Source organism: Blastopirellula marina, assembly GCF_002967715.1.
Taxonomy (GTDB): domain Bacteria; phylum Planctomycetota; class Planctomycetia; order Pirellulales; family Pirellulaceae; genus Bremerella; species Bremerella marina_B.
The window spans coordinates 87,375-106,953 of record NZ_PUIA01000074.1 but is presented as its reverse complement, the minus strand read 5'-3'; the positions used below and the strand labels follow the sequence as shown (position 1 = coordinate 106,953).

Annotated in this window: 16 protein-coding genes; 10 read left to right on the top strand and 6 right to left on the bottom strand. The window is 55.9% G+C overall.

The genetic code is table 11. The features are described 5' to 3' along the window. Nucleotides 1-48 precede the first annotated feature (48 nt). Nucleotides 49-1,551: a hypothetical protein gene (locus C5Y96_RS22895; RefSeq protein ID WP_146115774.1), complete on the top strand. Its 1,503-nt coding sequence runs from the start codon at nucleotides 49-51 to the stop codon at nucleotides 1,549-1,551. Between the two features lie 120 nt (nucleotides 1,552-1,671). Continuing rightward, nucleotides 1,672-2,859: an Lpg1974 family pore-forming outer membrane protein gene (locus C5Y96_RS22890; RefSeq protein ID WP_105358299.1), complete on the top strand. Its 1,188-nt coding sequence runs from the start codon at nucleotides 1,672-1,674 to the stop codon at nucleotides 2,857-2,859. A 5-nt stretch (nucleotides 2,860-2,864) separates the two neighbouring features. Here the strand turns inward: C5Y96_RS22890 and C5Y96_RS22885 are convergent, their stop codons facing one another. Both C5Y96_RS22885 and C5Y96_RS22880 read right to left on the bottom strand, forming a co-directional pair. Next, the gene (locus tag C5Y96_RS22885) at nucleotides 2,865-4,166 is read right to left on the bottom strand and encodes an aminopeptidase P family protein (protein ID WP_105358297.1); all 1,302 of its coding nucleotides are present in this window, start codon (nucleotides 4,164-4,166) and stop codon (nucleotides 2,865-2,867) included. A 140-nt stretch (nucleotides 4,167-4,306) separates the two neighbouring features. Beyond that, complete coding sequence (locus C5Y96_RS22880) at nucleotides 4,307-5,059, bottom strand: AraC family transcriptional regulator (RefSeq protein WP_233199059.1); 753 nt, start codon at nucleotides 5,057-5,059, stop codon at nucleotides 4,307-4,309. A 160-nt stretch (nucleotides 5,060-5,219) separates the two neighbouring features. Between C5Y96_RS22880 and C5Y96_RS22875 the strand changes: the two genes are divergently transcribed. Next, nucleotides 5,220-6,323, top strand: a complete 1,104-nt coding sequence (locus C5Y96_RS22875) for a cis-3-hydroxy-L-proline dehydratase (protein ID WP_105358295.1) — start codon at nucleotides 5,220-5,222, stop codon at nucleotides 6,321-6,323. Here C5Y96_RS22875 and C5Y96_RS22870 read toward each other — a convergent pair. The 3 genes from C5Y96_RS22870 to C5Y96_RS22860 all read right to left on the bottom strand — a co-directional run bounded on the left by C5Y96_RS22870 (nucleotide 6,320) and on the right by C5Y96_RS22860 (nucleotide 9,035). After that, nucleotides 6,320-7,465 (bottom strand): aminotransferase class V-fold PLP-dependent enzyme, encoded by a 1,146-nt coding sequence (locus C5Y96_RS22870; protein ID WP_105358293.1) that lies wholly within the window; start codon nucleotides 7,463-7,465, stop codon nucleotides 6,320-6,322. The two genes, C5Y96_RS22875 and C5Y96_RS22870, sit on opposite strands and share 4 nt — an antisense overlap. A 264-nt stretch (nucleotides 7,466-7,729) precedes the next feature. Continuing rightward, nucleotides 7,730-7,951 carry a hypothetical protein gene (locus C5Y96_RS27170; RefSeq protein WP_146115773.1) on the bottom strand — a complete coding sequence of 74 codons (222 nt, stop codon included), beginning with the start codon at nucleotides 7,949-7,951 and terminating at the stop codon, nucleotides 7,730-7,732. A 151-nt stretch (nucleotides 7,952-8,102) separates the two neighbouring features. Next, nucleotides 8,103-9,035, bottom strand: a complete 933-nt coding sequence (locus C5Y96_RS22860; protein ID WP_105358288.1) for a helix-turn-helix domain-containing protein — start codon at nucleotides 9,033-9,035, stop codon at nucleotides 8,103-8,105. 409 nt (nucleotides 9,036-9,444) lie between these two features. Between C5Y96_RS22860 and C5Y96_RS22855 the strand changes: the two genes are divergently transcribed. Beyond that, nucleotides 9,445-10,254 (top strand): hypothetical protein, encoded by an 810-nt coding sequence (locus C5Y96_RS22855; RefSeq protein WP_105358286.1) that lies wholly within the window; start codon nucleotides 9,445-9,447, stop codon nucleotides 10,252-10,254. Nucleotides 10,255-10,462: 208 nt separating this feature from the next. On the opposite strand, the gene C5Y96_RS22850 is transcribed toward C5Y96_RS22855, so the two are convergent. Further along, nucleotides 10,463-11,209, bottom strand: a complete 747-nt coding sequence (locus C5Y96_RS22850; RefSeq protein ID WP_105358284.1) for a hypothetical protein — start codon at nucleotides 11,207-11,209, stop codon at nucleotides 10,463-10,465. 271 nt (nucleotides 11,210-11,480) lie between these two features. Between C5Y96_RS22850 and C5Y96_RS22845 the strand changes: the two genes are divergently transcribed. From C5Y96_RS22845 to C5Y96_RS22820, 6 genes are read left to right on the top strand one after another with little or no spacing between them, the layout of a single operon-like run. Beyond that, nucleotides 11,481-12,008 carry a sigma-70 family RNA polymerase sigma factor gene (locus C5Y96_RS22845; protein WP_105358282.1) on the top strand — a complete coding sequence of 176 codons (528 nt, stop codon included), beginning with the start codon at nucleotides 11,481-11,483 and terminating at the stop codon, nucleotides 12,006-12,008. Continuing rightward, nucleotides 12,008-13,351, top strand: coding sequence for a FecR domain-containing protein (locus C5Y96_RS22840; protein WP_105358280.1), 1,344 nt, complete (start codon nucleotides 12,008-12,010; stop codon nucleotides 13,349-13,351). Before C5Y96_RS22845 ends, C5Y96_RS22840 begins: the two co-directional genes overlap by 1 nt. A gap of 14 nt (nucleotides 13,352-13,365) precedes the next feature. Further along, a complete protein-coding gene (locus C5Y96_RS22835) occupies nucleotides 13,366-15,339 on the top strand; it encodes a DUF1588 domain-containing protein (protein ID WP_105358278.1) in 1,974 nt (657 codons plus the stop codon). Continuing rightward, on the top strand, nucleotides 15,336-16,700 hold the full coding sequence (locus tag C5Y96_RS22830) for a DUF1552 domain-containing protein (RefSeq protein ID WP_105358276.1): 1,365 nt from the start codon (nucleotides 15,336-15,338) through the stop codon (nucleotides 16,698-16,700). Before C5Y96_RS22835 ends, C5Y96_RS22830 begins: the two co-directional genes overlap by 4 nt. After that, on the top strand, nucleotides 16,697-17,254 hold the full coding sequence (locus C5Y96_RS22825) for a hypothetical protein (protein WP_105358274.1): 558 nt from the start codon (nucleotides 16,697-16,699) through the stop codon (nucleotides 17,252-17,254). The genes C5Y96_RS22830 and C5Y96_RS22825 overlap by 4 nt, the downstream gene beginning before the upstream one ends. Nucleotides 17,255-17,280: 26 nt before the next feature. Further along, nucleotides 17,281-19,359 (top strand): hypothetical protein, encoded by a 2,079-nt coding sequence (locus C5Y96_RS22820; protein WP_105358272.1) that lies wholly within the window; start codon nucleotides 17,281-17,283, stop codon nucleotides 19,357-19,359. Nucleotides 19,360-19,579 lie beyond the last annotated feature (220 nt).

The window sequence follows — 19,579 nt, the reverse complement described above, 5'->3', positions numbered from 1 at the left end:
TCCGCGAATCTCGTTATGGCTGTCCGTTTAAGAAAACATTTTTGCGAAGTGCTCGAGGGTCGCATCACCCTGACGGCCAATGCGGTTGGCACGGAACAACTGGTCAACGACGTCATCATCGGCGATCAATTTGTGCAGACCGAAGGAGCTATTGCGGCATCCGGTAGTGGCCAACATGTAACGGTCTACGCTGGCCGCGGAAGCGGGGATCAAGATGGCGTCTTCTTTCGACTGCTCGACTCCGAAGGTGTTCCCACTGGTACCTCTCAGCTGGTGAATGAAACGGTCGCCGGTATCCAGGCAAATGCTTCCGTGGCGATGCTTCCCGAAAGCGGGTTTGTGATTGTGTGGCAAGGTCGCGGAGCGGGCGATCGCGAAGGCATTTTCGCCCGGTGGTACGACAGCAGCGGCAACCCAGTCACCGGCGAAGTGCTTATCAATCAAACCACCGGCGGCGGGCAAGAGAACCCAGCCGTGGCCGTTGCTTCGGATGGATCAGCCTCCTTCGTGTGGCAAGGGGTGGGAGTCGGCGACTTCGACGGGATCTTCTATCGTCGATTCGATTCCAATGGCCAGTCCCTGACCGGCGAGATCCTGGTCAACACGACCACTTCCCAAGAGCAAGCCCTGCCTGACATCGCTATCAACAGCAGCGACGTCGCGTTGGTAACCTGGAGTAGCCGGCATCAGGATGGCAGCGACTGGGGTGTATATGCCCAGCGACTATCGGCCAACGGCAGCAAGATTGGTATCGAATTCCTGGTCAACAGCAGTACCGTCGCTTCACAGTCTGGGGCAACGGTGATCGACTCGGGCCAGGCATTTACGGTTGCCTGGCAGAGCCGCAATCAAGATGGCGACGGCTGGGGCATTTTCGCTCAACAGATCGATCCTTCCGACGGCCTGGTTGGGCAGGAGCTGCAGGTCAACAGCATCAGCACAGGCAACCAGCTGGAAGTTGCCTTGGCTCAGATCGACGGTGGCCAGCTGGTCGCCACCTGGACCAACGGTATCGCCGACGGAACCGGTTGGAACGTGAAAGCGACCGTTGTCGACTTCAGCGACAGCAACGTAAATCCATCCGACGAATTCTTCGTCAACGCGAATACAGCCAACGACCAGTTCGGGCATCAACGGACTCCTTCGGCCGTGGCCGTCGACAACGCGATCGCAATTACCTGGGGAGGTGACGGACCGGTCGACCACGACGGGACCTACCTGGCGTGCTTCCTATTCGATGAAGTGAACATCGCCCCCGACATCACCCCGATTCCCGAGCAAACGGCGACCGTAGGGGAAGAGATGATCGTCGAGGTAACTGCGTTCGACGAGAACGACGGGGACATTCTGACTTACATTCTCGATCCAGAGAATTCGCCGTCTGGTGCCACCATTGAAAAGGTGAACAACAACATGGCCATCATCCGCTGGACGCCTACCGCCGATTTCGCCGGGCAGAGCGTTACGTTCGGGGTGCTGGTGATCGATGATGGGGAACCACCGCTAGCCGACTCGGAAGAGTTCACGGTGACCGTCGGCGGCACCAGCTAGCAATGCCGCCAGGCGGAAAACTCATTCCAATCAGAAAAGTTGAAGCATTCCTCCTAGATTGCCGACAACTAACTACTGCAAGCAATCCCCCTCGCTAAATGGATTTCGCAAGGTCATTGGATGATGTCAATTCAAACGCTAGCAGTTGCCGCTCTGTTTCAACTCGCGGCTATCGCTTCGCCACTGGTACTCAGCGCCCATGCCGAGGTCCGTCCGACGTCGGCCGCCAGTCGGCCAGTTACTGCGGGCAGGCCTGCGTCAGCCAATCAAATGGTTGCCCGGCCCATGCCGCCGCAGGACGTCCCTCAGACGGTTCGTCCTGTCTCGCATGTCGAGATGACCACCAGCATGGCCTCCGAGTCGGTTCTCGAATCGGAAGTATTCATGGACTCGGCACCTATGCCAATGGGCTACCAGTCGTGCGATTCTAATTGCTGTGAAGCCCACTGGTTTGCCGGCTTCGAGGCGACCTTCCTCAAGCCTCACTTCACCTCCAATCCGGCGTATACGTTGATGGAGTCCGACGGGACTAGCTTCGAGAATTACACCGATGTCGATTTCACCTACGACATGCAGTTTGCCCCGCGGGTATTCCTTGGTTTGCAAGGGGAAGAGATTGGACTGCGGGCCACCTGGTGGCATTTCGATAACGATCCTTCGGTGCTGACCGCCCAGCCGCCTGCAAACGGCTTTGGCTCGATCACGCCTCCTTCGTTTGGCTCGGTCGATATCTCGACCACCGTTCCAGGAAGCACATTTCAAGCAGGCACCGGTCTGACGGCCTACTCGATTGATCTCGACGTTACGCGTCAGTTCTGTCTTTCGCGCTGGAGAATCGGTGCGTTTGGCGGCTTACGTTATGCTGAGATCGATCAGAAGTACCTCGCCCAAACGAGCAACGCTTCGGGGACCCTCACCGGCCAAATCGATTACCAGCACGGCATGTCTGGCATCGGTCCTACAATGGGCATGTATGCTTCGGTTCCGGTTGCTACCCGCATCGAACTTTTCTCGGAAGCTCGCGGCTCGCTTTTATTCGGCGAAGCGACAAGCACCTTGACCGCTGGCGAAGACCTTGACCTGACCACCCCCTTCACCACCACGACTTCCACCAGCCGTGATGAAGTGATGACGATCGGTGAGATCGAGCTAGGCCTCCGCTGGACAGGCTGCAAGCGACAGTGCTGGCAACCCTTTGGCAGCGTGGCCCTGGAAGGTCAGACCTGGGGAGACGCCGGCAATGCAACCAGCGAAGACGGAAGCGTTGGCTTCTTCGGCTTCAACGCTTCCTTCGGTTTTCAGCTGTAAGAGAATTACCGGGCGGCTGTCGCTTCCTGCATGATCGATTCGATGTGATCGGCTTCGACCGGAATGTCTTTCATCAAGTCGACCGGACCATCCTCGGTGATCAAGATATCATTCTCCAGACGCACGGCGAACCCTTCGTCAGGCAGATAAATGCCTGGTTCCACCGTCAGCACCCAGCCTGGGGCGAACGGAGCATCGAGCGGTGCGACATCGTGCACATCCAGGCCCATCGGGTGTCCCAGACCGTGCATGAAGTACTTCTTGCACGCCGGCTTCTCGCGGGTATGCTCGGCGATTTGCTCCTTGGTAATCAGGCCCAGGCCGAGCAGTTCGTCATTCATCATCAGCTGTGCTTCGTGCTGCCAGTCGCGATGCGCCTTGCCGACAACCGCCCCGGCGATTGACGCCCGCATTACGCGTAAGACGGCATCGTACACGTCGCGCTGCCGCTTGGTGAACTTTCCATTGACCGGCACGGTGCGCGTTAGGTCAGAGTTGTAATTGCCGTAGTTCGATCCCGTGTCGACCAGCACCAGGTCACCATCCTGGCAGACCTGATCGTTATCGATGTAGTGCAAACCGCACGCGTTCTTACCGGAAGCCACGATCGGCGTGTAAGCAAACGCACCACGGTTGCGGGTGTATTCGTGGATCAGCTCTGCCTCGATTTCAAACTCGGTTACCCCGGGCTTCAGGAAATGCAGCAGGCGATGAAAGCCCTTATCTGTGATCTCGATCGCCTTCTTGATCAGGTCGACTTCGAGATCCGACTTCACGGCCCGCAGCTTATGCAGCAGCGGAGCCAGACGGCGATAGGTATGCAGCGGGTAATCGCGTTTGCATTGCTCAACGAAGCGTTCGTCGCGGGTTTCAACGGTGACAGCAGCCCGGCGATGTTCGTTGGAATTAAGGAACACTTCGTCCGCGCTGAGCATCGCATCGCGGAGTGCTAGCGGGAAGTCCTTCAACCATTTCACTGTTGGAATCCCAGAAATCTCGGTAGCACGCTCCTGGGTCAGCTTGGTTCCTTCCCAGATCTGCAGCAGTTCGGTCGGTTCACGAAGGAACAGCACTTCCCGGTTCTTTGGCTCGAAGGCATCCGGATACAGCATCAGGATCGATTCTTCCTGTTCGATGCCCGAAAGATAGAAGAGGTCGGCATTGGGAACCAACTTCAGGCTGCCATCCGCATTGGTCGGCAACACGTCATTGGCGTTGACAACCGCCAGCGAGTTTTTGGGAAGCAGGCTGGTCAGTTTGGCCCGGTTATCAATGAAGAGCTTCGAGTCGAGAGCTTGGTGTCGCATAGATTCCTATTCCTTGGTGAAGCCAATTTTCGCTTCATTCTATTTTGTTTGCAGTCACAATACTTGGCACCGAATTGCGCGGAGCCTGAGAATTGCGCATAACTTGGAAAATTCTGTCGTGGCAACGTTAAAACCGCCGTTCAGGTTGCCAGTTGTCGAAACGACCTGGGGGTGGTGCCGGTCGCTTTGCGGAACGCCCGGGTAAACGCACTGTGGTCGTAATAGCCACACCGATGAGCTACCTCCGAAACGGACAGGTCGGTCTCGCGGAGCAGCCTGGTAGCTGTATCTATTCTTATTTTTGCAATGAATTGTCCTGGCGTTAAGTCGAACACCTTCCTAGTCAGGCTGGCCAGTCGCCGGGCCGATAGTTGGCACCTTTCGGCAAACCATAACGGCGTGACCTCAGGGGACAATTCTTGTTCGAACTCCGCCAGCGCGCTGGCGAACGCAGCTGGGATTTCGTCGGGTTCGACCTGTGCTTTGACGTCTTTGGAAAAGCCGATCAGGCCGACGATCTTTCCCTTGACATCGCGCATCGGCAGCTTGGTGGTCAGGCACCAGGTCATCACCGGCGGACGATACCACTGCATTTCCAACTGGTTGAGCAAAGCCTTGCCGGTCTTCAGTACTCGCTGATCTTGTTGCGAGGGAATCGTCCCCAGCTCTCCTTCGCAGATATCGGACGATCGCTTGCCGAGCACGTCGCGTTTCTCGCGCCAGCCATGACGCTGCACCAGCGAGTCGTTCACGGCCACGTAGCGCCCCTGGGCGTCCTTCACGAAGAACGCCATGTCGTGTGTGCTATCAAACAGCTCGGCCAGCAATCCGACGTCAACGCTACGGATGCTTTGCGAGGTGATCGCTTCGAGCATTTTTGTGCGCGGATTCACGCGGAACTACCATCCATTACCAAGATTCAAACTCGCCACAACGCTATGATAGGGGTGAAAACTACTACATGAATTGCCGACTCAAGCTTACCTTGGAACCAGAGCGTACAAAATAGCCACCCACACAGGTGTGCCGCCTCATCGCCTAGAAAGCCTCCTCATGGAAATCGCACGTATCTTTGCCCACCAGGTCGACCTTCCGCTGGTCGAAACGAATTACAAATGGGCCCAAGGAAAGTCAGTCTCGACGTTCGACTCCACCATTGTGGGTGTCGAGACCAAATGCGGACTGATCGGCTACGGCGAGGTCTGCCCGCTCGGCCCAGTCTATTTGCCTGCCTACGCGGCCGGCGTGCGAGCGGGCCTGAAGGAGCTGGCACCTCACTTGATCGGCCTCGATCCGCGAGAACCGGCCAAGCTAAACGAGGTGATGGACTTCGCCCTCAAGGGACATCCGTACGTGAAGTCAGGCATCGACATCGCTTGCTGGGACATCCTGGGGAAGTTCACACAGTTGCCCATCTGCGAACTGCTTGGCGGGCGCTTCGGCGAGTCGGTCGAGCTGTACCGGGCTATCTCGCAACTTCCGCCTGACGAGATGGCCGCCAACGTCGCGAAATACCGCGAAGAAGGCTACCGCCGGTTTCAATTGAAAGTGGGGGGCGACGCTAACACCGACATCGAGCGGATCGAAGCGACCCGCAACGTATTGGCCCCTTCCGATCGCCTGGTGGCCGATGCCAACACCGGCTGGGTTCTGCACGAAGCGATTCGCGTCGTGCGAGCCGTAAAGCATCTGGATGTCTACATCGAACAGCCGTGCGTAACGTATGAGGAATGTTTGACCGTTCGCCAGAAAACCGATCATCCGTTTGTGCTGGATGAAAACATCGACAGCCTACATGCTTTCCTGCGAGCCAAGTCCGACAACGCCATGGACGTGGTGAACTTGAAAATTAGCAAGCTGGGCGGGCTGACTCGCACGCGGCAGCTTCGCGACCTATGCGTATCGACCGGCATTGCCATGACACTGGAAGATAGCTGGGGTGGCGACATCACCACCGCTGCGATCGCTCACCTGGCCCATAGCACGCCGGAAGCGTTCCGTTTCACCTCGACCGACTTCAACAGCTACGTCACCGTCAGCACGGCGGATGGAGCACCGCAGCGGGTTGACGGTCGGATGAAAGCTTCCACGCAGCCAGGGCTCGGTATTCAAGTCCGCGAGGATGTTCTCGGACCGAAGGTTGTCGATGTCTGCTAGGTGCTGAAGGTTTCCTTCAATGCCTGGACGAACGTGTGGATGTGCTGCTCGGTCGTGTAAGCATGCGATGAAACTCGGATCAGCGTGCGATCTTTCCAACGGATCACCGGCACTTCGATTTTGTACGCATCGTATAGATGCGTCTTGAGCTGGACGTGATCTTCGACCTGATGAGCAGTGATATCGATCAGGCCCATCTGGCGAAAGAACGCATCGGGATGAACTCGCTCGATGCCGTCGATTTGAGCCGACAGGTCAACGGCCATCCGCGCCAGGTCGCACGATCGCTGGCGGACTTCCTGGGTGAAGTAGGTCTTGTGCCAATCGATCGCGGTGGGCACGGTCAAGTAGGCGGCGGGATCGTAAGTCCCTAACCATTCGTGGTTCGATATGAAGTCGTTCTCGCGATGGAAGGTCTTTTCAGGGCCCCATCCCCAGCCGACGACCAGCGGATCGATCAGATGCTGACGGTCTTCCCGGACGTAGAACATGCCGGAACCCTTGGGGGCACACATCCACTTGTGACATGTCGCCGTATAAAAGTCGGCTCCAATCTCCTCCAGGTTCATGTCGATCTGACCGGGGGCATGGGCCCCGTCGATCATCGTCAGAATGCCCGCCTCGCGGGCACGCTGGCAGATCTTAGCCACCGGCAGAGTGAGCGCGGTGGTCGAAGTAATGTGACTGATAAAGATCAGCTTGGTGTTCTTGGTGACGCCTTGCCAGAAGGCCTCGACGATCGCCTCGTCTGTTTCGACCGGCAGAGGAATCGATTGCTCGACGATGCGGAAGCCTTTTTGCTGGGCGGCAAACTGAAACGCGAAGCGACAGGCACCGTATTCCTGATCCGAAATCAGCACTTCATCCCCACTGGCCAAAGGAAGACAACGCGCGATCGTATTAGCAGCGAACGTAGGGTTAGCAACAAACGTGACCTCGGTTGAGCGTGCTCCCAGGTAATCTGCCAGCTGGCGGCGAGCATCGGCTAGTAAGCCGGGCAGTTCACGCTGCAGGAACCGCACCGGCTGGCGTTCGAGTTGGCGGTGCCAGTGCTGGTACTTGTCGAACACCAACGCCGGACAGGCCCCGAACGAGCCGTGGTTCAAGAAAATAACATCGGGTTCAAGCAGAAAATCAGACATAAATGAATAACTGGCCAACGTCTACCGAGTACGAGAACGACTTTAAACCTGGGCATCGGATTCTTGCCGCTTCGTCGGGTCTGGGCAATCCCCTTCTCTGACGGCGATATATTTTTGATCCAACACTTTCGTGAAAGAAAGCAAAAGCTAAGCGGCGAACACGCGTCCAAGGGGACTTGGGACGTAGCACCTGGGAAAAATTTAATTCATGGTAAAATGGAGAGAGACCCTCGCCATCTCAGGCGACAGAATGACTCGTCAGTATTAAGAAAGTGGTCCACGCTGCTGCAATGGGTTCAGACCGGGGGCCGTATCGGCTGGCACATGATGCTTGTCGGCCAGCATCACAAAATGAGGTTGCGGCTGGGGCTGCGTGAGCAGATTCTTAAGCCGTTTGATTTCTGTCTCTTGCTGGTCGAACTTAATGGGTAAAAATACCGGGCAGGCGACTTTCCAATTTGCTGTTCTGCCTGCGATGCGTGACAACGGAAACGATCGTTTGGCACCCTGAATCGAGAGCGACCCGAGGGGGCATGTGCTCAATTTAGAAGGGAAGCGCTTCAGCAACAAAGTACGCCAGGAGAATTTTTTCCAAAGTTTTTTCAGGCCCCCTTGAGCGTCTCCAAACGGAAAGAAATCAGCAGGGCTGACAGCCGCGATACAGAGTGGTCGAGGGGGACTCCTGAAAGACTTTATGATAAGCCCCGGCAAAGCGGCCGAAATGCCAGAAACCAAAATGCGCGGCAACGGCAGTCACGGTTGTTTCTTCGGGATCGGCAGCTTTCAGAACATTGCGGACCTGGTTCAATCGTTGAATCATCAGGTACTTGCGGGGAGGCATGCCATAATACTCGAGAAACACATTTCGTAGTGAGCGCTCTGATATATCTAGCGATTGCGTGAAGTCTTCGATCGTTAAACATTCATGGGAATGCGTTGCCATGAGATCCCGTAGTGCCCGGATCACTTTGTCTCGACTGAGGGGAGGTCGCCCCGTCGTGGAAGCTGGCAGTTGGTTCGCCGACGTAACGTTGCGGCAGACGTTGAGCAGATCGTCTTTGATAGCACTGCGTGCGGCACTCTTCTTGAGGATTTCAGGATTACACTGAATCGAGTCATGCAGTTGAGTTAATAGCCAGCGAATCTTGGCGACTGTCTGATCTTCTAATTCGACCGAGTATGTCGATGAGGTCCGGGAATCGGGACGATTCGACGGGATCAGGGCCGACTCTATCGGGAGAAACACGGAACACCAATCATGGGGCTCTTGAACGCTGATCGTGAACTCGCTCGACGCGTTCATCACAAATACCGAGTTCTCGGCCAGTGGCATGCCGTTGGCGTGATGACGGCCATGCAGCGGAATAAACAAGATTCTTCCATCAGGGCGAGTCACCCCTTCTGCAATGTTCCCACTCCACTCGCTGCCAAATTGAAGATGAAACTCATCCACGTGGAATTCAGAAATCTCCCAACGTGGTTTATCGATGCGAGGCAGCACCATTTTCAAGTCGGCATCGCCGACTGCAGAAGCATAGGCCTCGAACTCTAAAAACGTGTGTGTAATCACGTCTGGGTGCCTCGGTTCGCGATATTTCCAGGGCCTTCTTAATTGGAACCGATCAGAAGCGAGACTTCTAGCGAATTCTCGCTGTTCAGCGAAGTTTCATTAAGGAATCGAATACCGAGTTTTTGCCGAAAGTGGATTGCCGTACGGTTTCCAGAATAGAAAATCGATACATGATACCGAGTGATGACAATCGTAACGTGATCGATACCAATAACACATGTAAAAGAAATTGTAGGAGTTACGCTATTAACCAGAAATAACATCGCTTATCCGCACTCTGACTCGCGCTTAAGCGAGACTCGTAGCCATAACTCGCGATATCGCGACCGACTACGAAAATGGCCAAAGATGGAAGCAAGTCATGATCCAGGGGCAAATATCTTCCTAATCTTTCAGTAGGAGAAAAGCCATGAGAAAGTTGCTGGTTCTAGGGATGGTGGTGCTGGGGGTTACTCTTCTTGCACACCAGGTAATGGCTCAGGGCGCACTTCGTGGCGGAATGCGGGGCGCAGCGGTCGGAGGGTTGGTTGGTGGTAAATCGGGGGCCTCAACCGGGGCAAAGGTTGGTGTGGTAACTGGGGCAACGCGTGGGGCGATCAATCGCGAATCGCAAGCCCGCACCCAGTATCAATCTACGCCTGAGTATCAGAACTACCAGGGAGTGAATTTCAACGAGTCTTCGCCGAACGTGATTCTGGAAAGTGAAGTCACCACCACGGAGACGACGCAGCCTGTGGTGGAACCGGCCGCGAAGCCCGCCACCGAGTCGGTTATTCGCCTGGATGGTAAACCGATTGTGGGAGTGACGTTCCCGGCCGACTGGAAACAGCGTACCGGAGAAAACTACATTTCAGCGGTCAGCCCCGATGGCCAGTGCTGGGGGATGTTCGTGACGATCAAATCGACGACCGACGTGAATGCCGCCATGAAGAAGGTGGAAGACGGTCTGCAAAGCTACATGACCGCGATTCGGTTCGATAAACAGACTGAAGGCAAAAATGGTAGCGTCGTGATGACAGGTACCGGCAAGGGCAAGAAGGCCGGAGCGGATTTGAACTTCGCCGTTGGCGTGTTCGATGCCGGCAACAACCAGTTGGTAGCCGCCGGTTTCGCCGTCGACGCCAAACTCGACGATCACTACAAGGAAACGGTTCGCGGTATCTGCGAAACGATCCGACGTTCTGCAGATTTCAACTCGACAGGTAACGACACACAATAAGTCGCGAAGGTTGGGCTAAGGTTCCTGATGAGCGAAAACTGGCTCGCTTGTCAGGAACCCAGCCAACCGCTCGACCACCTGGCGAACTTCTTTAATCGGTCCAGCGGCACTTGTAGACTTGCCCGACAATAGGATTCGCGACCGACCATCCGATGAGCGAACCATAAGGATAATTCATTCGGTAACGCGGAGCACAACGATGTCGTGCTCATGCATTGGTCATGTCCGCGCGACGTAAACCATTGCGGAACAGTGCCAACTGACCCAGGGCCATCCATGCGGTAATCAGCACCACGATGGTCGTCACCCAGAAAATAGTCCAGCGCAGGCGACTACGAACGTTATCGACCAAGCTGGTGGCATTGTCGGCTACTTGATTGAGTTCGTCGACGAGTATACCAGCCGGCAGCAAGGCCTTTTCCACCGCGACAACCGTCCGCTCTTTGATCTCGTCGGCAACGGCCTCGCGCAGGGATCCTTCAGGGCGAAAGCGGTTGGTAATTTCATTGAAATTGTCTGAGAGCTTTGCCAGGCGGCCGTCGATCTCTTCGGTGCGTTCAATGACGCTGGTGATTCGGTGCCCATCCATTTCCATGCCCATCGAAGCCAGGATGTCGACGATGGCTAATGTCTTCTCCAAGGCCAAATCGACCTGTTCAATGCGCTCGTGGATCTCCTGGATCCCCTGCTGAACCTTGCGGGTGGCTTCGAGTCCCTGGGGCTCGAGTTCTTCGGTCTCGTTTTCAAGCGCCTTGGCGAGTGTTTGATTGAGCTTCGCCATTTGGAGATCAGCGTCGGTAACGCGTTCTCGCACTGCCTGGATGGCTTGACTAGCCTGATCGGTCAAATGGCAGATTGCCCCGTCAACACGAATGGCAACCACCAGGCACGCCACTATGATCAGGATGCCAATGAAGATCCCGACGCTACCAATCAACCGAAGAAACCCATGCATGAGTGCTTTCCTTCTGGAGGTGTTACCGATTTCGCATCCCAGGCGATTCACTATCGTGAAGACGCGGTCATTGCCACTCGCTTCTTACCACATTTCACATCGGCTTTCGATCCACAGCGGTACAATCGCTAAGCTTTTGTCCGATAATGAGTTGCGACTCTCAATTCCCCCTCATCAAGTGACCAACGGACCATGAATTTCATGATATTGTCAGAATATTTGCAACACATTGGCCCCGGCATGGAGAGTAAAAGCACGGAGAGCGATCAAGATGCTGACAAATGAACAACAGATGCAATTCACGCGGCTATGGACCGATGCCCAACCGGTTGTTAGCCACTACGTCGAGTCGCTGGTGAGCGATGTCTGGGCGGCACGCGATATTGTGCAGAATACGTCGATGACTCTCCTGCAGAAATTCGAGCAGTACGACCCGGCACGCCCCTTTCCTGCATGGGCTTTGGGAATCGCCAAGTTCGAGATCCTCAGCAATCGACGTGACCTGGCCCGTAGCCGAATCGTTTGCGATCCAGACCTTCTCGAGCAGTACACGGCGGCCTGGGTCGAGATCTCACCGCAGATAGGGGACGAAGCACTGGCCTTACGGCAATGCGTCAGCAAGCTGCAGAAGTCGCAGCAGGAGCTGCTGCGGCTGCGCTACGTCGAGAATATGAACTCCGACGATATCGCCACGCAGTTCGGACGAACGGCAACCAGCATTCGTACGACGCTCCACCGGATTCGCCAGGCCCTACGTCGCTGCATCGAAGGTCATCTGCCAGAACGAGGAGCAGTCTGATGCCTGAGCCAGAACATCCGCTTCTCGATCGCTGGCTGGAAGACACCCTTTCCAACCAGGAAGAGCAACAGCTGAGCGATTGGCTCAAGCAAGACCCACAGAACATGCGGACCTTCGTCGAAGCGAATATCCGCGAACAGCAACTCAAAGATGCAGTGCGTTCGGTAACGCAGGCCCAACAGGCCAGCCAGCGTGTCGAGGTGATGCCTCCGCGACGCCGGTCATCATTTCCCCTGAAAACAACACTCGGTTTGGCGCTCGCCCTGAGTGTGCTGGTCGTGGTCTGGTTGGTGCTGCCCAAGCCTGCTACCAGCGTGCAGGTCAACGTGATCGCCTTAGCCGACGCGCAACTGACGGGTGTCAATGGGAAGTTGTCGGTCGGGAAAAGCTTGTCGCTCGGGTCATTTCGTCTCGACAGCGGCACGATGGAACTGATGCTGCCGCGCAACGTCCGCGTGGAGTTTATCGCACCGGTCGAGGCTGTTTTCGAGGGCGAGACGCGTCTCCGCTTGATAGAAGGATGCATGAGCGCCGATGTAGGGGACGGAGGAAAAGGTTTTACCGTGGTGACGGCGGCAGGCAATGTCGTCGATTTGGGAACCAGCTTTGGCCTGGAAGTGGAACGGGATGGAGAGTCGCGCGTCGCCGTGTTCTCAGGTACCGTCGAGTTTCATCCAGCCGAGTCGATGTCTTCGCTAGAGGTCGTTACGCTAACCGAAGGGGAAGCCCTGCGATTCTCGGCCCGGGCAGGCTTGCGGCGATGGCAACAGGTTGCTCTGGCTGCCGATCGAGTGGGCCTCCCTCGCATCGCTAACGCCGGCGTTGTTCGTGAGGTGCACGACAACCTCGGAGAAGGCGAACTTCGTCCATTCTACGCGGTGATTCCCGAGGGAATGAAGCCAGGGGCGTTGGCCTTCAACGACAAGCCGAATCCCGTGTGGGGAGCCGTGCCTGGACAGGAGTTTCCTGCGTGGCTAAACGGAGCCGATCTCATTCGCACCTACTACCACTTCCGCTTCATTAAAGACTACGAGCTCACCCTCGATTTGAACGAGCCGGCAGATGTTTATCTTCTGGTCGTTTCGCCTGGGGAAATCCCACCTTGGGTGGCCGAGCGTTTTCAGCCAACCGGCGCATCAATTCGTGCCGGTACTTGGCATCCTACAATGGGGGACCATCCGGCTGCCTCGGTTGAAAGTGACGGACCTTATCTCAACTTTGAGATCTGGAAATGCGAGGCCCAGGCTGGCGAGTTTAAACTGGGGGCTCCTCTCCAGAAGCGTCTTCCCGGCGGTCATTCCATGATGTACGGCCTGGCCGTGAAAGCGCGGACTTCCTCGTGAATTTGCACCATAACATGAAACACGCCGTATCACGTATGGTTCGACTCGCCGCCCAAGGGGCTGTGCTGTCGATTGCTACCATCGCGGCCGCGACGACCTATGCCAACGAGACGAGCATTCAGCGGTACGTCACGAAATACTGCCTGGATTGTCACGGCAGCGATTCGCCCGAAGGGGATGTGGTTCTTGCGGAACTCCATACGACAACCAATGTCGGTCTGCTGTTCGGCACGTTCGATCAATCGGCACTACATAACATGCCGCCCGAAGATGCCGAACAACCCTCCTCCGCCGAGCGTGCCGAGTTCCTGCGTTCGCTCGATGCGTATTTAAAAGCGAAGGGGCACGATCGCACGAGTCAGCCTGGCAACGGCAACCTGATCGATCACGCCCTGCTCTTCACCGAGCCAACGGTCCGCAAAGCAGCGACCCCTTCGCGTATTTGGCGACTCGACGTCGATTCTTTTATCGAGCGGGCCCGGAAGGTCACGAACAATCAGAGCCTGTTTTACGACAACCGCAACAACGCTAAACCAGTTTCGTTGCCATACCAGACGCCTGACCATACATTTCTCGATTTCGCAGCGGTTCACTCGTTTGACGGTTCGACGACCGAAATGCTGCTGTTGGAAAGCGATTTGATCGTCAATCAATTCATGAGCCGCCAGTGGAGTCGTTACGAGAAGCAAGCGCGAGGGGACCAACATCAATTATGGAGTTCGATCTTCTCAGCAATGACCGGCCAGCTGCCTGAACCAGGCCAACTGGAATCGCTTGTCGAACTTCACTCGAAGAGCAAGGATAATCTGGGAGAAGCGGTAGCAAACCGCCTGACGGTTAAGGCCATTCTTCTCAGGCCCCACGTATTGTTTCGGTTCGAGCTTGGAGCAGGCGAACCGGATCCATACGGACGGCGTTACCTGAGCCCTACGGAAACTGCCGTCGCACTAGGCTACGCGGTCGATGTCGCTGGCCCTGATGCGAAGCTGACCAGCGCAATCGAGCCTCTCGACCTCGACGATCGGCAAACGCTGCGGTCGATTATGCGGCCTTACCTCAAAACCGACGCGATGCAGGCTCGCCTGTTGCGTTTCGCCCACGAGTACTTTGAATATCCGCGTGCCGAAGAGGTATTCAAAGATGCCGATAAGTACGACTACCAGCCTGAACGGCTTGTGGATGATGCCGACCAATTCATCTTGAAGATCATTGACGAAGACCAGGACGTTCTGCGGAATTGGCTGACTTCACGTGACTACTACGTTCGCGGGATGTTCAACTATACGGGAACCAAACTCTCGCCGATTCGTCGAGAAAACGGCTACAAGGATTATCACCGCAACTACAACCTGGCCCCTGAACTGATTGGCAAGAATCCCGAATGGTTCGAGCTGCCCCCAGCAGAACGAGCCGGCATCTTGACTCACCCGGCCTGGCTGTTGGCGTTCTCGGACAACGAAAAAAACCAGGCCATCCAGCGTGGCCGCTGGGTTACCACGAAGCTTCTTGGGGGAATGGTTCCCGATGCTCCCGTCGAAGTGGATGCCCGCCTGCCAGAAGACGAGTCGCTGACTCTTCGCGAGAAGATGCACGTGACCAAAGCCTCGCAGTGTATTCATTGCCATCGCCATATGGACCCACTCGGCTTGCCGTTTGAACAATACGATCTGTTCGGTCAGTTCCGTACTGAAGAAAAGGAGAAGCCAGTCGTGACCACCGGTACCCTCTGGGGTAATGAGGTGCCGGGTCCGATTCCTTACGTGACCCAGTTGGCTCAGTCGCGTCAGACGAAACAAGTCTTCCTGCGTCACGTCTTCCGCTTCTTCATGGGACGCAATGAAACGATCGACGACGCTCCGACACTCATCGATATGGAAACTGCCTACGACCAGTCCCACGGAAGCTTGAAAGCGACGGTGCTTTCGCTGCTGACTTCCGATTCGTTCCTTTATCGGGTCAGCGAACCTGCCATGGATAACGCATCATGAATGACACCATACACGCTCGCCGAAGATTCCTGAAAGGGCTGTCATTGGGGTTGGGTGGAGCGACCTACCTGGCACCGATGTTGAGCAGCCTGGCACTTGCCGCCGAAGGGGTCGAGCGACGCACGCCACGTTTCCTATTCGTGCTGGAAGGGAATGGGCTGCCTCCAACACAGTTGCACCCGAAGAACTTGCCGTACGTGGCCCGCGAAGATCGCCAACAACTGACGTCTCACCCGCTTCAGGCAGATCAGCTACCGACATCGCTCCAGCCGATGAAGAAGTATGTCGACCGGATGGTAGTGCTTCAAGGAATCAATGGCGAAGTGTGCGGCGGCGGGCACTCGACCAGCCACGGTGCTCTGGGCGCTTACAACACGCGTGATGGAAAGATCATTCACGATGCCACCATCGACTATGTGTTGGGGCGTAATGCCCAGACGATTTTCGATCATATCGTGCTTGGCATCTCGGCGCAAGATCGTGACGTGGTCTTCAACTGCTCGGCGACCGGTCCAGGGCAAAGCGCCGCAACCTTCTGTAATCCTGATGCCGCCTACAAGCGGATCTTCGGTCCGATTGCCGCAAACGATACGACGCGTGAGCAAGCCTATTTGCTCGACTATTTGAAGGATGATATTCGCACTGCCCGTAATGGGCTGCCTTCGGCAGAGAAGGGTAAGCTCGACCAGTACCTCGACGCGTATGAAAAGATTCAAGTGCGCAATCAACGCGTGAAACAGCTGGCCGGCAAGGCTGATGCCAAGACTTTTGAGCTGAAAGATCCCATTCGGTCCACGCTGCCCGAGGAACGACTGGACGCCCATTTCGAGTTGGCGACATCGACGCTTATTTCTGGGCTGACTGACGTGGCAACGATCGCCTCTGGAGTGGGCTTTCGTCATTTCAACATTCAATTCTCCACACTCGCAACGCAGTCGAAGCACCCGCTGGGGCACGCCGTGATCGGTGGCGACAAGCATGCCATCGCTGAGGCGGAAGCCATTCGAGCGTATCACTTCCATCTCATTGCTCGCACCATGGACCGCCTTGCTGCAATCCCAGAAGGCAATGGCACCATGCTCGATAACACGGTGATCGTCTATCTCAGTGATGCGGCAGACAAGCATCATACGCAGTGTCTGGAATGGCCTTACTTGCTGATGGGTGGTTCGCCAGGGCTCAAGCTCGATGGGCGTTATATCGTCTATCCAGCACGCGGCAATGCTGGCTGGCGAACGGTGAATACGATTCACAACTCGTTACTACACGCGGCAGGGCTTCCCGCGGAATCGTTCGGACATGTCATGGCTGGCGTGTCTGACGACGTTCAGAAGGGTCCACTCGAGGAGTTGTTGATTTGATCAATCTCCGGAACCATGGCCCAGCCCTCGTGTTTGCTTGCTGCCTGTTTCTGGTCGCGTTCAGCGATCATGTCGCTGCCGACGAGCCTGCGGCAAAACTTACAGACGAGGAAAAGCTGGCGCTGATCATTGCCGGTAAGGATGAATTGCCGCGCGGCGAACGCATCAAGGATTTCGCTTCAGAAGGAGAAATCGATGCCGTGGGTCGCCTGGTGACGATTGGCAAAACGGTCTACTTCAAGACGGCCGATCAGTCGTTCATTCCCGAAGGCAAGCGTTTTCCGTACCCTGAGCTCTTTCTGGAACTTCACCTGTCGGAAAACCATGCCTATGCTCCGCTTGTCCAGCAGAACATCACACGCCGCGGCCGCGCTCTGTATGACGGCCCTCTGCGCATTCAAGGAAACTGGGCGTACGAAGGGGCGTATCACTTTTTTGGGGTCGTTTGGGTTGACGCCGCTTCCAAGGTGACCACCAGCCCAGAAACTGACTGGAGCCCTTGGCTCAAGAAACGTAATGCCCGTGCAAAATCGACTAAACCTTCCAGCCAATAGTTCCACACAGGATCTCGACACGTAATATGTTTTCCTCCCGCCCTTCACTCATCATCACCTGTTTGTTGGCTATGCTACTTTTCGATGCGGCGATTCTATCGGCCAACGACACGGCCCAGATAGACAATAGCCTCGTCACGCGCGAGCTTTCGTGGGAAAGCGGGCATCTTGTCACGAAAGGAGTCGTTAATCGCCTCACTTCCCGTCAGGCTGCTGTTTCCGATGGCGACGAGTTTGCTTTGACAATTCGCCTGCCAGATTCCAGCCAGGACCTTCGGCTGTCTTCATCCGATTTCCAGGTGCAAAGCACGACGCTTTCTGAAGACCATTTGACACTAGAAGTACAGCTTACTGGGCAGACGGCCCCGGTCGACGTTGTTGTGCGGTACGTGACGAAGCGAAACCAGCCTTGGTTGCGCAAGCAACTTCATATCACTGCGCGAAAATCCTTGCAACTCCGAAAGATCGAAATCGAGCATCTCGCCTCAGCGGATGTTTACGCACCCTATCGCAGTGACCAGATGACATCGCAAGGGCCGGCTGCGTGGCGGCCACCCCTGGGGCAACCGCTGTATACCGAGACTAGCGGCATGTGGTGGGGCGTCGAGTTTCCGGCAGCGCGTAACCATGTCGATGACGGCAACCTGGTGTGCGGCTACCTCACGCAGGTTGATCTTTCAGCAGGAGAGATGTACGCCAGCCACATGGCGGCGATGGGCGTGGCGGACGATCCGTCCTTCGTGAAAGATGCGTTTCTTGACTATATTGACCAAACGCGAGCACGCCCATTGCGGCTGCAAACACAGTACAACTCTTGGTTCGATTACAGCCGCGACGTAGATGCTGATAAGTTTGCTGCCAGCGTTCGTAAGGTGAACAAGGAACTCGTCGTCGATCGCAATGTCCCTCCGCTTCGCGTTTATGCGATCGACGCTGGGTGGCAAGACATAACCACCGATTGGACGAAAGTTGGGGTGTGGCCTGTTAACGACAAATTTGCCCCAGGCTTCCAACTTTCGCTTGAGGAAGTACACCGCGCGAAATCCTCTCTTGGGTTGTGGGTAAGTCCTGGGTGTCTTTTCGGCAGCCAACAGGCGATCCCCAAAATGAGGGAAGCAGGCTGGCGCGCGCTTGATCCTTGGATGTCGATGACCGGGGAGCACTACATGAACGCGCTCGAAGATCGCCTAGTAGAACTGGCGTCGCATGGGGTTTCTTACTTTAAGCTGGACGGGGTCTTCGGGCACCTGCGGACGCGCAACTTCGACATCGAAGGCTTCCAGGGTTCCGAAAAGATGCTCAACGATGCGAAGTACGACGAAGCGAAAGAGCGATATCTTTCGTTGGGGTCGGAGCGTCTGATCAAGATCTTCGACCACATGGGAGAGGTAAACCCGGATGTCTACATTGTGATCTCGAATGGGGCCTATTTGAGCCCATGGTGGCTACAGCATGTGGATGCAGTCTGGTTGATCAATGTGGGGGACCATGCCCGAGGGGATGGCCGCAACGCACAACTGGCGTATCGCGATGGGGCTTACTACCAGATGGCCTCGGAGAACGCCGACAATACGCAGTTCCCACTCAACTCGATCTTCAACCATGAACCGAAGAAGGTCTCTAGCGACGAAGAACCGGAAGACTTCCGGCGGTACCTTTTGATGAGCCTGTCGCGCGGCACTGGGTTTGTCGAACTATACCTCCATACATTCAGCCTAAGCGAGAGCGACTGGGACGTTCTGGGCGAAGGGATGCACTGGGTGCATCGCATGTTCCCGACATTCCAACGGGCACGGATGATCGGCGGAAACCCCATGCAAGGGGAAGTCTACGGCTATACCGGCTGGACCGACGACCTGGGTTATGTCTCTCTTCATAACCCCTCAGACGAAACCCAGGAGTTTGAAATCACCCTGGATCGCAACCTTGGGCTGCCCAAACTGGCTGTCAGCCAACGGCGCACATATAACGTGTCGTCTGCGATTGAAGAAGACCAAGCCCTGATGCCGAAACAAGCAACCGCCGGAGAGCGTTGTACGATCAAATTACCGCCGGGTGCCATTCGTATCGTGGAGTTCACTGCCGAGCAGCGTACCACCCAATAGTGCCTCCTCGGTGCAACGGAACAAAGGGCTGGATCTGATCACCAAGACTGTCCACATCGCGGTCCGCAGACAAAATGCTCTGGAAAAATAGGCAAACAGCCCGGTCAAGGAAAGCCGCTCGAACGGTAGATGAATGTCAGGATGAGCCAAGAATTCAGGGCGAAATCTTCAAATTTGATTTTTTTCGGTGCGGCAGCATTGTGCTCGGCTACGACCTTCT